Origin of the sequence: Deinococcus sp. Leaf326 (assembly GCF_001424185.1) — a bacterium.
Classification (GTDB): Bacteria; Deinococcota; Deinococci; order Deinococcales; family Deinococcaceae; genus Deinococcus.
Window position 1 is genome coordinate 599,565 of sequence record NZ_LMOM01000001.1, and the last position, 11,859, is coordinate 611,423.

Genomic DNA, 11,859 nt, shown 5'->3' on the forward strand with positions numbered 1-11,859 from the left:
GACGCGCCTTAGGGCAACACCAGAGCGGTGAAGGTGAGGTCGAAGTCGTAGTCGCCGCCGGTTTCTCCGCCCTGAAGGTCAAGGGCCACCTCGATCCGCAGCGGCATCCAGCCGGGCGTGGCGCCGACACCGCTCATCACGACCTGCGGCACGCCCAGCGCCTTGATCCAGGGGCCGCCGTTGACGCGGTACGACAGCCGGTCGGTCGGGATGGCCTGCCCCTGCTCGTCGATGGCCGTATGAATCTCCAGCTGCACGGTCCAGGGCGTGCTGGCGCTCGAGAAGACGCTGAATTCCTGGGACGGGCTGAGGTAGCGGGCCGGATACTGCGCGGGCGGAAAGTTGCTGGGACTGATGTCGAAGGCCAGGGGCGCCGTGGGCCGGCGCAGGGCGATCAGGGTAGGAATCAGGGTGCGCACCGAGCTGTCGGCGGCGTTGGGAGCGGTCTGAACGGGCGGCAGCAGGGGATCGGGCAGGACAGTCGTCGTCTGGGCCGTGGCCGGACCGAACCCGGCCAGCAGGGCGAGCGACACGGCGAACTGCGCCGCACGGTTCATGGCTTGCCCGTACTGGGCGCTCCGCTCGCGGCAGGCGCGGCGGCCGGGGCCGGAGTCGCCGAGGCCACGGGAGCGTTGAAGGGCAGCAGGTCGAAGGGCAGGGTGATGACCTGTTCACCGGTCAGGTCGCGGGTCTTGTCGCCGTCGTTCAGGATGATCAGGGCGCTGTACTGTCCCCTGGGCACCGGGCCGCCCCAGCTCGTCTTGAGGAACAGGCTGCGGCCGGGCAGCGAGACCTCCAGCGGAATGGCTAGGGTGGCGACCAGCGTGCCGGTCACGTCGCGGATCTCCACGCGCCCCTGGACGCCCGTGGCGACGTTGCCGGTGTTGTTGTACTGCACGCCCAGGTCGTAGGAGGCGTTGGGCACGCTGGGCACGTTCTCGAAGATCCCTGAGATCTCTCCGCTCTTCTTGGTGGGCGCGACGTTCACGTACACCGTGTGGGCCACGCGCATCCGCATGGCGGCGAGGGTCTGGCCGGGCACCGGATTGGGGTCCTGGGCCTCGAACATCAGCATGGCCCAGTGCGTGCCGGGGGTGGCGTCAGCGGGTACCTGGATGGTGTAGCGCACCTGCGCGGTGTCCTCGCTGCCCAGCATGACCTCGGATGGACTGAAGGTGGTCCAGCCGGCCAGGCTCTCCTTGACGGTACCGGCCGGCAGGTAGGAGATCTGGCCGATCTCGCTCATGTTCATGTCGGACAGGGTTCCGATCACGCGGATCTTTGCGGCAACCTTGTTGGGGTTGTAGATATTCAGAATTTGGGTGATGCTCTGGCCTGGATTCGCCGTGAACAGTTTGGCGATCGGATCCACCCCAACCGTGACCTGTGCAGCGCTCCAGGACAGGAGCGAGAGCAGCAGTGCGGCCATCCATTTGATCGTGAAACGCATAAGTCCTCCGTCACCCGGCGGTTGGGGCCGCTCTCGGTGAGCTGTATGGGGCGTGGGGCCGGTGGGCGGACAGGGCGGTGCAGGTCATGCGGGGAGGGAGACCACGACACTTCGTTCGCGGCCTCCCTGGGCGGGGTTTAGTTGGTGCTGGCGAAGACGGACGCCGAGGACTCCAGCGTGTAGGTCAGGACGGCGGTGTTCTTCCCGGCCTTGTCGCCGTCGACGACCACGGCCACCACGATCACGTCGTCGAGCCAGCTCGTGTTCTTGCGGCAGACGTTGCGCCCGTCCTTGCTCGCGGCCGTCACCTGCTTGCCGGTGGTGCCCTCGGTCAGGCTCTTGGGCGTCAGGATCTTGGAGGTCCCTTCGTCGAGCTTGTAGAGGCCGGTGGCCTGGCCCCAGGCGTTGCAGGGATCTTCCTGCACGTAGAGCATCTGGTGGCCCATGTCGCCCGTGGGGGCGTCACGCGAGACGCTCAGGCGGTAGTTGCCCACGTTCGAGAACTTCTGGAGCACGAAGGTGCGGTAGCAGACGAAGTAGTCCTTGGTGGCGTTGTCGACCTTGCCGTTCACGAGTTCGACGGGGGGGTAGCTCGTGACCTTCTTGCCGGCCTTCACGGCGATGTTGGGGTACGACGCCACGTCGTAGAAGGTGCCCAGGGGCAGCGTCTGGGTCTGGCCCCAGAACTCTTCCTTGGGGGTCAGGGTGCTGGCCACGTCGCCGTTGTTCAGGCCGTAGGCGCAGTACCAGGTCGAGTCCTGGCTACCGATCTTGCTGATGTCGAAATCGAGGTTCGAGGCCGTGAGGTGCAGGGCCGTCGCCTGGGGCAGAATCAGGTTCACGTTCTGCTTGACGCTCGCCGAGGTCGTGCCCTTGTTCACCTGGTCGGCTTCGGTGCTTATCGAAGGCGATACCGTCTGAGCTCCAGCCATAGCGCACACGCCCAGCACCGCCGTCATCACGATCAGTTTCTTCATGGTGTTCTCCCCCTGTCCTGCGCGCGCCCCGTCCCTCAACGGGTCGCAGAGATTGCTCTTGCCTCCCAGCCGTCCTCCCAGATCCCGGTTCTCCCTGCCTCAGCCCACCTCCCGAAAGCACTTCCCCGGCGCTGTCCGGCGCCGCTGCGTGGCCCCTCGGCCTCGTCTGAGAACAAGGTAAGAAAATGGGCGTTTCTTAAGCGTGAAACCCAAAAACGTCTCACCAGTACCTCAGAAGGCAGGCAAAAGGTAAAACGCGCTCAGGACAGCTTTTTCCGCCCAGAGAGCGTTTGTAACGCCGTTTAACATCCACGCATCCTTGGGCAGCGAAGTCGGGTGAGTCTCGTCTCAGACGTGCTTTTCTGACGTTAAACTCCAGCGACAGAAAATTAACGTCTCTTCAGGTTCATGACACCTTCTCACGCAACAGGAGACTTCCGGCGCGTCCAATACCCTCTCATCCCGTTCCCGTAGGCTGGCGCCATGCGCTCCTTTCTCGTGCCCGTCGCTGCCGCCCTCTGTCTGTACTCGTCGGCCAGCGCCGTGACCTGGGTGGGGGCAGAGGCTGGCACCGGAGGCTACGGCGCGCACGCCGGTACCTCGCTGTTGAGGGTGCCGCTCATCGGGGCACTGGGAGTCGAGGGCAGCCTGGAACGCGGCTGGAAAGGCGCGGGCCGCGTCGCTGCGGGCGTGACCCTGCGCGATGTCAACCTGCCCCTGACCCGCACCGACGCCTTCGCGACGGTCGGCGCGGCCTATCAGGGCGGGTTCAATGTCTACGCCGAGGGCGGTCTGCGCGGCCCACTGCTGGGGCCGGCGGGGTGGCGCGGTTACGTGCGGGGCAGCACAGCCGGATTCGGCGCCGGTGTGGGCCTGGAACTGCGCTTCTGAGCGGACGAGCATGCCCGCCCTCCCCCTGGGCGCAGGTCCTGGGTCGCCCAGGGGGACCGCACATTCCCCCGGTCCCCAGCCCGCGCACCGCAGCTCAGGCTGGGTGTGGGCGAGCCTGCCAGAAACAGACTCCGGGAATCAGCCGCCCAGAGCCGAACGGAGTTTTTCGCTGTCGGCATACCAGGCCTCGGCCCCCTCGCTGTCCTCCCACAGCTCGGGGAGTTCGCTCTGCGGCCCCGTCACGCGGGCCAGGGCCTCGGCCGCCAGAGAACGCAGCGGCACCAGGGCAGCGCGGTCGGTCGCGGCGAGCCAGACCCGCAGCCCAGCGTCAATGATCTCCGAGGTGTCGCCGTTCAGGGCGGCAGCCAGGACTCCAGCCGCGGCCACGGCGCGCTGCCCTTCCTCAGCCTCGACGAAGTCCAGATCAGGGTCCAGCACGACCTCGAACGCCTCATGCAACGCCGGCACGCCGTCGGCCACGACCTCCCGCACGAAGGCGGCAGCATGTTCGTTCGCGAAAGGTCCACTTCCCCAGATATTCACCGGTCCATGGTACTCGTCCACCTTCGGCCGCACCCTCCGGGTCAGGGGGCGTGGCCGGCTGGCGGCCAACCTGCTGCGACGCAGCGATGCACTGACCTGGAACGGGACCTGCCCGGTCCGTTACGACCCGACCGGTTCGGCCTGCCCGTAGCGCGCCTCGACGTAGCGCTCCATGAGTTCCTGGAAGTCCTCGGCGATCCGCGGTCCCTTGAGGGTGGTGAGCAGTTTGCCGTCCTGATAGACCGGGGCGCGCGGGTCCTCGCCCGTGCCGGGCAACGAAATGCCGATGTTGGCGTGCTTGCTCTCGCCGGGGCCGTTCACGACGCAGCCCATGACGGCCACCTGCATCTCCTCGACACCGGGGTATTTCACCTTCCATTCCGGCATCGTGTCGCGGATATAGTCCTGAATCTTTTGGGCCAGTGCCTGAAAGAAGGTACTGGTGGTGCGCCCGCACCCGGGGCAGCTCGTGACCTGGGGCAGAAACTGGCGCAGGCCGATGCTCTGGAGAATCTGCTGGGCGACCTCGACCTCCAGCTTGCGGCTGGCGCCGGGCTCGGGCGTGAGCGAGACGCGGATGGTGTCCCCGATGCCGTCCACCAAGAGGGGCGTGAGGGCCACACTGCTCGCCACCATGCCCTTCATGCCCATGCCCGCCTCGGTGAGGCCCAGGTGCAGCGGGTAGTCGCACAGCGGCGCGAGCTGACGGTACACCTGCCACAGTTCAGGGGCGGAACTCACCTTGACCGAGATGATGATCCGGTCGTGGGGCAGTCCCAGGGCCTCGGCGTAGCGGGCCGATTCGAGCGCCGAGACGACCATCGCGTCGATCATCACGTCGGTGCCCGATTTGGGGCTGCCCTGAGCGGTGTTGGCGTCCATCAGGCGGGCGAGCACCTGCTGGTCGAGGCTGCCCCAGTTCACGCCGATGCGCACCGGCTTGCCGAACTCCTTGGCGACCTCGATCATGGTGGCGAAGTTGACGTCGTGCTGCTGCCCGGCCCCCACGTTGCCGGGGTTGATGCGGTACTTGGCGAGCAGCCGCGCCGTCTCCGGAAATTCGCGCAGCAGGATGTGCCCGTTGTAATGGAAGTCGCCGACGATGGGCACGCTGAGGCCTACCTCGGCCAGCCGCGCGACGATCTCGGGGATGGCGGCGGCGGCCTCGCGGGTGTTCACGGTCACGCGCACGAGTTCGGACCCCGCGCGCACGAGCTGCGCGATCTGGATGGCCGTGCCCTCGGCGTCGGCGGTATCGGTGTTGGTCATCGACTGCACGACGACCGGGTGCGCCGAGCCGATGGGCACGCCCCCTACGTTCACGGTGACGGTGTGGCGGCGCTCACTCATGTGCCCAGTCTACCCGCGCCCGGCCGGGGCAAATGGGGTGATCGGTTCCGGGCGCGGCCTTGAGGGGACGTTCAGAAGGCGGGTGGGCCTACAGCCGCCGCCCCCACGGGGGTGCGAGGCTCGGGCATGACGAAAGACGTAGACCTGTCCATCCCCAAAAACGTGCAGGCCAATGCCGAAAAGGGCCTGAAGCTGCGCGACGAGTACGGATTTGGCGGCACCGAGGTCGGCGAGCACATGGCCGAGACGCTGGCGAAGGGCGGCGACCTGAGCGAGAAGGACGTGCGTCACGTCGCCGCCTACTTTCCACGCCACGCTCACGACAACCTCGACCAGACCGGTAAGGGGAACGAGAAACCCTCGCGCGGCTACGTTGCCTGGTTGCTGTGGGGCGGCGACGAGGGCCGGACCTGGAGCGAGAAGAAGGTCGAGCAGCTCGACAAGCAGGTCGAACAGAAGGACTGATCTGGACGGCGTACAACCGGACACCTTCAGGAAGGGTCGGCCTTCCCGAAAGTGTCCGGTTCATACAGGGCGGACACTCCTCACCGGGAAGGCTGTGACACCGGTCCAGATTGGCCCTCAGCCCATCCTCCGGACGGCCCTGAACCCGTTCCAGACACAGTTGACCCGGAGTCGGTTCCTACGGTCTAGCTGCCTTCGAGTGCCAGTGGGCGCGTCTTTACACCCTCCGTACTCCCCTAGCGCCCCCCCCGAAGCTGGAGGAAAGAGCCGCCCGGCGGGTGTTACCATTCTCTGAACATTCCGTGCCCATCCGTCCGGGGAGACCCGAGCTGCTTCGTCCACCCTTTCCGGAGGCCATGACCGCGTATGCCGCCTATTGCCGCGCTGCCCGCCGGACCTCTCAGGGTCCACCCCGCGCCGGGCCGGCGGCCATGAGCCGTGGCCTGGGCAGCGTGCCCGGACTCGAGCAAGCACTCGCGGCCCAGGAACTGCTATTCTGGACCTTCGACGTGCGCAGCGGCGTATTGGGTCTCTCGCGCCGGCACCTGCCCCCCGACCCGCTGGACCCCGCGCTGCGCGCACAGTTCGTGGGGCTCTTCTCGACGGCGGATCAGGGCACACTGACCCGGTCGATCATGGCCTGCCTGCGGACCTCGTCACCGCTGGACCTCGATCTGGAGCTGCACTACCCATCCGGAACGGCCCACTGGATTCAGATCGGCGGTGCACTGGACCCCGATGCCCCGGCCGGGCAACCGCGGCTGTACGGCATGGCGCGCAACGTGACAGCGCACAAACGCGAGCAACTGGAACTGGCCAAGCGTGAGGCCCAGTTGCAGGCCGTACTGGCCCAGGACGTGCTGGGTATCGTGCTGCGCGACCTCAGCGGCCAGGTCCTGTTGCACAACCCACACGCCCTGCGGACCACCCCCGAGCTGCTGGCAGAGGCCCCAGAACTGGGCAGCGCTGTGGGCGAGGTGCTGCGCCAGCTGGAACGCGAGGTGCTGGGCACCCGCCGCGCCCACAGCAGCGAGCTGAGCCTGGAGCGTGCGGGCCGCACGGCACGCGTGGCCCTGACCCTGAGCCCCTACTGGCAGGACGGCGACCTGCGCGGCACGGTTACGTTCATTCAGGACGTGACGCGGCGGCGCTCGCTGGAACTGCTCAGCACCCAGTATGCCCGGCAGCTCGAGGAACGGGTAGTGGAACGCACACTGGAACTGCACCGCCTGAGCGACCACCTGCGCTACGCCGCCGAGTACGACGACCTGACCGGACTGCTCAACCGGGGCGCCTTTCTGCGGGAGGTGCAGGCGACGCTTGACCTTCTCTCTCCGCTGCCCACACCTGAAATGCCGGATGCTGAAAGTGACGGAGACGTGTTCGTGCTGGCCCTCATCGATCTCGACCGCTTCAAGTGGATCAACGACCGCCTGGGACAGGCGCGCGGCGACGCCCTGCTCACGCAGGTGGCCCAGCGGCTGCGGCTGACCCTGGGTTCGGGGCAACTCCTCGCGCGCCTGGGCGGCGACGAGTTCGCCGCGCTGCTGCGCGTGCCCTCGGCGGCGCAGGTGCAGGGACGCCTCGACCAGTTGCAGAGCACCCTCGCCCTGCCCTTTCTGGTCGGCGACCGTGACGTGCAGATCAGCGCGGGACTGGGCGTCGTGGTCGTCGAGGGCCAGCAGGACGCCGGCCACCTGCTGCGCGAGGCGGGCATCGCCCTGACCGGAGCCAAGTCGGGCCGCGGGGGCAGCAACGTGGTATTCCGGCCCTGGATGCGCGAGCAGCACCTGCTGCGGCTGCGGCTGCGCGACGACCTGCGGCACGCGGCGGCGCGGGGCGAGCTGACCGTGCATTACCAGCCGGTCCTGAACCTGGGGACCGGCGCGACCGAGAGCGTCGAGGCGCTCGTGCGCTGGCAGCACCCGGTTCACGGCTTGATCGGGCCGGGAGAGTTCATCTCCATCGCCGAGGAACACGGCCTGATCACCGATCTCGACCTGTGGGTGCTGCGCGAGGCCTGCCGCTTCACCCGGCCCCTGATTCGGGGGGGACAGCTGCGGCGCCTGAGCGTGAACTTCTCGCCGCTGCACTTCGACCACGCCGGCCTGACCGAACAGATCGAACACGTGCTCGACGAGGAGGGTTTCCCGGCGGCGGCCTTGACGGTCGAGATCACCGAGGGGCTGTTCATGCGCGACCACCGCCTCGCCGACACAGTGCTGCGCGAGCTGCTGGGCCGGGGCATGCAGGTGGCCGCCGACGACTTCGGCACCGGCTACTCGGCCCTGAGTTACATGCAGAACCTGCCCCTGAGCGCCCTGAAGATCGACCGCTCGTTCGTGATCGGCACGCGCTTTCCGGCCATCGTCCATTCCATCGTGGACATGGCGCACACGCTGAACGTGCAGGTCGTGGCCGAGGGTGTCGAGACCGAGCAGCAGCTCGGCGCCCTGCGGCAGATGCGCTGCGACTACGGCCAGGGCTACCTGTTCTCGCGTCCGCTGACCCCCGAACACCTCATCGGCTGGCTGGCCGCGCACCGGGCCGAGTGAGGCGGGCCGGTCCCGTGGTCAGTCCGGCCGCGTGTCCAGCGCCCGCCCGAAGGCCAGGAAGGTCTCCCGCGCGCCCTCCACCACGGCGTCCCCCACCTCGGGCCCGACCTCCCGCGTCATGGCCTCGGCAAAGCGTTTCCACATCGGTCCGGTCTGCAGACCGTAGCTCGAGAAGTAGGCCAGGCCGGCCCCGGCTCCCAGGCCCAGGCGGGGCTCCAGGTGCCGGGAGATGATTTGGCCGCCGAGCGTACCTCCCTCCAGGACGTACAGGGACCCCAGCCCCGCCGGCACGTCGCCGGGCAGCCAGTCGGCACGCTCCGTAGGGACGGCCACCCCCAGCGCCCTCAGGTCGCGGCGCAGCGCCGGAGTTTTGAGGCGGTCTTCCAGCGAGAGACTCGCGGGCAGGCCCAGGGCCAGCAGCCGGGTCTCGAGCGGCGAGATGAGCGCGTACATCTGGGCGAGCAACCCGGCGTACGCCGCGCGGGTCAGCGCCGGGTCCATCACCGGCATCCGCGCCTCGGTGGCCCCGTGCAGCGCCTGCGTCTCGCGTTTCAGCCGGGCCATGATCACCCGCCGACGCTAGCACATCGCCCGGTCCGGCCCGCCGGCCTGTAGACTGAAAGGGTTGCCGCCCCGCCGGGCGCAGAAAAGGAGCTTCCCATGAGTAGTCTTGCCATCGGAATCGTCGGGCTGCCGAATGTCGGCAAAAGCACGCTGTTCAACGCCATCACCCGCGCCGGAGCGCTGGCCGCCAACTATCCCTTCGCCACCATCGAGCCCAATGTGGGCCGCGTGACCGTGCCCGACGAGCGCCTGGGCGCGCTGAGCAAGGTCTTTACCAAGGGCGAGCGCGTGCCGCCGATCATCCCGACCTATGTCGAGTTCGTGGACATCGCCGGGCTGGTCAAGGGCGCCTCGCAGGGCGAGGGCCTGGGCAACCAGTTCCTGGCGAACATCCGCGAGGTGGACGCCATCGCCCACGTCGTGCGCTGCTTCGAGGACCCCAACGTGGTGCACGTCGCCGGTCAGGTGGACCCCCTGGACGACATCGAGACGATCAACACCGAGCTCATCCTGGCCGACCTCGCGGGCCTGGAAAAACGCCTCCAGAACCTCCAGAAGAAGGCCAAGAGCGGCGACAAGGACGCCCGCGAGCAGGCGGCGATCGCCGAGCAGATCGTGGCCGTGCTGGGTGAGGGCCGGCCGGCGCGCGCCGCGCAGGTCGAGGGACCGGTGCCTAAGGAATTTGGCCTGATCACGACCAAGCCGGTGATCTACGTCGCCAACGTGGGTGAGGGCGACTTGCAGGAGGACAACGAGTTCGTGCGGAAGGTGCGCGACCTCGCGGCGGCCGAGGGAGCGCAGGTCGTGAAGATCAGCGCCCAGATCGAGGGTGAACTCGCCGAGATGCCCGAGGACGAGGCCCGCGAGTTCCTGCACGACCTCGGGGTGCAGGAAAGCGGCCTCGACCAGCTCGTGAAGGTGAGCTACGAGACGCTGGGCCTGATCACCTTCATCACCAGCGGCGAGAAGGAAGTGCGCGCCTGGACGATCCGCAAGGGCGAAAAGGCCCCCGAGGCCGCCGGCGAGATCCACAGCGACCTGGAACGCGGTTTCATCCGCGCCGAGGTCATCGAGTGGGACAAGATGGTCGAGGCCGGGGGCTGGGCCGCCGCCAAAAGCAAGGGCTGGGTGCGCACCGAAGGCAAGGAGTACGTCATGAAGGACGGCGACATCATGAACGTGCTCCACAACAGCTGAGCCTCTCCGTCAGACAGGCCCGCCTACTGTGGCGGGCTTTTTTCGTGCCCACGCCGCGCCGGGCCGCCGTACAGTGGGCCATGCGCCCTCCCCTAACGGCCCTCGCAATCCTGGCCCTCGGCAGCGCCGTGCTGACCTCCTGCCTCCAGAAGAGCCTGGACTGGTACATCCCGGCCGACGCCCACGAGTATGTGGACCTGTGTGTGCAGGACATAGGGCCGGACTGTGAGGCCCTGCAACCGACGATGCGCACGCTGGGCCGCGACATCAGCGTGCTGACCACCAACGGCGACACCACAGAGGCCTTCATGGCCTATGCACGCGCCCGGGGCCTGACCCTCGAACAGTTCCTGGCCTCGCCGCTGCGCGAACGCTACGCCCGTGCGAACATCTTTCCGGTGGACCGCTTCACGACCGGCACCTTCACGGCGCTGGACGGCGCGGCGCATACCTTCGTCTGCCCGGACGAATGGTCCTGCGTGATGGACGGCGACATCACGCTCAACCACTCGATGGACAGAAAACGCACGGGGACGGTCTACCGGGCCAGCCGGGTGATCTTCCCCTGAGCCGAGTTCAGAGGGCCGCCAGCAAACGCTCTGTGTCCTCCAGCGTCGTGTAGTGGGCGATGCTGGCCCGGACCACGCCCTCGGGGTACACGCCCAGGTCGCGCAGCGGCTGCACGGCGTAGAAGTGCCCGGCCGCCACGTCCACCCCCCCCTCGGTCAGGCGCCCGGCGGTCTGCTCGGGGGTCTCGCCGCTCAGGCGGAAGGCGAAGGTGCCGAAGCGGCCTTCCAGGGTCTGTGGGCCGTACAGCGTGACGTGGTCCAGCGCCTGAAGGCCGGTGAGCAGCCGCTCGGTCACGGGCGCCTCCAGGGCCGCGATGCGGGCGTAGGCCTGCTCCAGCGCGGCGCGGGTCAACGTCTCGCCGCCGCCGAGCTCACGCAGGTAGTCCAGCGTGCCCAGCCATCCCGCCTGGAGCTCGTACTGTGGCGTGCCGTACTCGATACCGGTGATATCACCCTCCGGCACGAAGCTGAGCCGGGGCCAGGGCAGCCCGGCGCGCAGCTCGGGCCTGATCCACAGCGCGCCCAGGTGCGGTCCCCAGACCTTGTAGGGGCTGAAGGTCACGAAGTCCGCCCCCCAGGCCTGCACGTCCGGCAGGGTGTGAGGCGCGGCATGCACGGCGTCCACGACCGTCCACGCACCCGCCGCGCGCACCTGCGCCGTGATGGCGGTGATGTCGGGGGCCACGCCCAACACGTTGCTCGCCGCCGTGACCGCCACGAGTCGCGTGCGCGGAGAGAGCAGGGCAGCAAGGTCGTCCGCCGCGAGCCTCATCTCGGGCTGACGGGCGTGCCAGACCTTGACGGTCACGCCGACCTGTTCCAGTTCACGCCACGGGCTGGCGTTTGCCTCGTGTTCCAAGCCGCTGACGATCACCTCATCGCCCGGTCCCCACAGCCGCGCGAAGGCTGCCGCGAGCCGGAAGGCCAGGGCGGTCGCGCTCGGACCGATGGCCACGTCGGGCGCTCCGGCGTTCAAAAACAGGGCCGTGGCTTCACGCGCCCGCGCCTTGAGGGCCAGAATCTCGCGCCCCGGCTGGTGCCCCGGCAGGGCGTTGGTCGCGCCGTAACGGGTCAGGTGGTCCGTCACGGCCGCGATGCTGCTCCGGGGCAGCAGCCCACCGGCCGCGTTGTCGAGATACACCCGGCCCGTCAGGAGCGGCGGAAACTGCTCGCGCAGGGACAGGTCGCGTGGAGTTTGGGCAGTGGGGCCGGCAGCAGAAGCGGTCATGCGCGCAGGATACGGGACACCCGCCCCGAGCTGTCCGGCCAGACGGGCCTGGGGATACGGATGCATGGCT

12 protein-coding genes are annotated in these 11,859 nt (G+C 68.2%); 5 read left to right on the top strand and 7 right to left on the bottom strand.

All coding sequences use genetic code 11. The annotated features are described in order from the left end of the window. Positions 1-8: 8 nt before the first annotated feature. The 3 genes from ASF71_RS02970 to ASF71_RS02980 all read right to left on the bottom strand — a co-directional run bounded on the left by ASF71_RS02970 (position 9) and on the right by ASF71_RS02980 (position 2,427). Positions 9-557 (bottom strand): hypothetical protein, encoded by a 549-nt coding sequence (locus tag ASF71_RS02970; RefSeq protein ID WP_056294530.1) that lies wholly within the window; start codon positions 555-557, stop codon positions 9-11. Next, on the bottom strand, positions 554-1,450 hold the full coding sequence (locus ASF71_RS02975) for a hypothetical protein (RefSeq protein ID WP_056294533.1): 897 nt from the start codon (positions 1,448-1,450) through the stop codon (positions 554-556). The genes ASF71_RS02970 and ASF71_RS02975 overlap by 4 nt, the downstream gene beginning before the upstream one ends. 137 nt (positions 1,451-1,587) lie before the next feature. Then, complete coding sequence (locus ASF71_RS02980) at positions 1,588-2,427, bottom strand: hypothetical protein (protein WP_056294536.1); 840 nt, start codon at positions 2,425-2,427, stop codon at positions 1,588-1,590. 483 nt (positions 2,428-2,910) lie between these two features. Here ASF71_RS02980 and ASF71_RS02985 point away from each other — a divergent pair, with 483 nt between their 5' ends. Further along, positions 2,911-3,318: a hypothetical protein gene (locus ASF71_RS02985; protein WP_056294540.1), complete on the top strand. Its 408-nt coding sequence runs from the start codon at positions 2,911-2,913 to the stop codon at positions 3,316-3,318. A 138-nt stretch (positions 3,319-3,456) separates the two neighbouring features. Here the strand turns inward: ASF71_RS02985 and ASF71_RS02990 are convergent, their stop codons facing one another. After that, complete coding sequence (locus ASF71_RS02990) at positions 3,457-3,861, bottom strand: DUF4259 domain-containing protein (RefSeq protein ID WP_056295205.1); 405 nt, start codon at positions 3,859-3,861, stop codon at positions 3,457-3,459. A 120-nt stretch (positions 3,862-3,981) separates the two neighbouring features. Then, the gene (gene ispG / locus ASF71_RS02995; RefSeq protein WP_056294543.1) at positions 3,982-5,211 is read right to left on the bottom strand and encodes a flavodoxin-dependent (E)-4-hydroxy-3-methylbut-2-enyl-diphosphate synthase; all 1,230 of its coding nucleotides are present in this window, start codon (positions 5,209-5,211) and stop codon (positions 3,982-3,984) included. Between the two features lie 126 nt (positions 5,212-5,337). On the opposite strand from ispG, the gene ASF71_RS03000 reads away from it, so the two are divergent. Further along, the gene (locus tag ASF71_RS03000) at positions 5,338-5,676 is read left to right on the top strand and encodes a hypothetical protein (protein ID WP_056294547.1); all 339 of its coding nucleotides are present in this window, start codon (positions 5,338-5,340) and stop codon (positions 5,674-5,676) included. 356 nt (positions 5,677-6,032) lie between these two features. Further along, the gene (locus ASF71_RS03005; protein ID WP_156372559.1) at positions 6,033-8,231 is read left to right on the top strand and encodes a bifunctional diguanylate cyclase/phosphodiesterase; all 2,199 of its coding nucleotides are present in this window, start codon (positions 6,033-6,035) and stop codon (positions 8,229-8,231) included. Positions 8,232-8,249: 18 nt separating this feature from the next. Here the strand turns inward: ASF71_RS03005 and ASF71_RS03010 are convergent, their stop codons facing one another. Then, positions 8,250-8,795, bottom strand: a complete 546-nt coding sequence (locus tag ASF71_RS03010; protein ID WP_235514098.1) for a biliverdin-producing heme oxygenase — start codon at positions 8,793-8,795, stop codon at positions 8,250-8,252. 96 nt (positions 8,796-8,891) lie between these two features. On the opposite strand from ASF71_RS03010, the gene ychF reads away from it, so the two are divergent. Continuing rightward, complete coding sequence (gene ychF / locus ASF71_RS03015) at positions 8,892-9,992, top strand: redox-regulated ATPase YchF (protein ID WP_056294556.1); 1,101 nt, start codon at positions 8,892-8,894, stop codon at positions 9,990-9,992. Between the two features lie 80 nt (positions 9,993-10,072). Then, positions 10,073-10,561: a hypothetical protein gene (locus ASF71_RS03020; RefSeq protein WP_156372560.1), complete on the top strand. Its 489-nt coding sequence runs from the start codon at positions 10,073-10,075 to the stop codon at positions 10,559-10,561. A gap of 7 nt (positions 10,562-10,568) precedes the next feature. Here ASF71_RS03020 and ASF71_RS03025 read toward each other — a convergent pair whose 3' ends face one another. After that, entirely contained in the window at positions 10,569-11,789 is a 1,221-nt protein-coding gene (locus tag ASF71_RS03025) for a cysteine desulfurase-like protein (protein ID WP_056294563.1), read from the bottom strand. Positions 11,790-11,859: the final 70 nt, after the last annotated feature.

Excerpts from the sequence above, each read along its gene's own strand:
- ASF71_RS02980 (WP_056294536.1), bottom strand. The coding sequence starts at position 2,427 with ATGAAGAAACTGATCGTGATGACGGCGGTGCTGGGCGTGTGCGCTATG.
- ASF71_RS03010 (WP_235514098.1), bottom strand. The coding sequence starts at position 8,795 with ATGGCCCGGCTGAAACGCGAGACGCAGGCGCTGCACGGGGCCACCGAG.
- ASF71_RS03005 (WP_156372559.1), top strand. The coding sequence starts at position 6,033 with ATGACCGCGTATGCCGCCTATTGCCGCGCTGCCCGCCGGACCTCTCAG.
- ASF71_RS02975 (WP_056294533.1), bottom strand. The coding sequence starts at position 1,450 with ATGCGTTTCACGATCAAATGGATGGCCGCACTGCTGCTCTCGCTCCTG.
- ASF71_RS03025 (WP_056294563.1), bottom strand. The coding sequence starts at position 11,789 with ATGACCGCTTCTGCTGCCGGCCCCACTGCCCAAACTCCACGCGACCTG.
- ASF71_RS02985 (WP_056294540.1), top strand. The coding sequence starts at position 2,911 with ATGCGCTCCTTTCTCGTGCCCGTCGCTGCCGCCCTCTGTCTGTACTCG.
- ASF71_RS02970 (WP_056294530.1), bottom strand. The coding sequence starts at position 557 with ATGAACCGTGCGGCGCAGTTCGCCGTGTCGCTCGCCCTGCTGGCCGGG.
- ychF (WP_056294556.1), top strand. The coding sequence starts at position 8,892 with ATGAGTAGTCTTGCCATCGGAATCGTCGGGCTGCCGAATGTCGGCAAA.
- ASF71_RS03020 (WP_156372560.1), top strand. The coding sequence starts at position 10,073 with ATGCGCCCTCCCCTAACGGCCCTCGCAATCCTGGCCCTCGGCAGCGCC.
- ispG (WP_056294543.1), bottom strand. The coding sequence starts at position 5,211 with ATGAGTGAGCGCCGCCACACCGTCACCGTGAACGTAGGGGGCGTGCCC.
- ASF71_RS03000 (WP_056294547.1), top strand. The coding sequence starts at position 5,338 with ATGACGAAAGACGTAGACCTGTCCATCCCCAAAAACGTGCAGGCCAAT.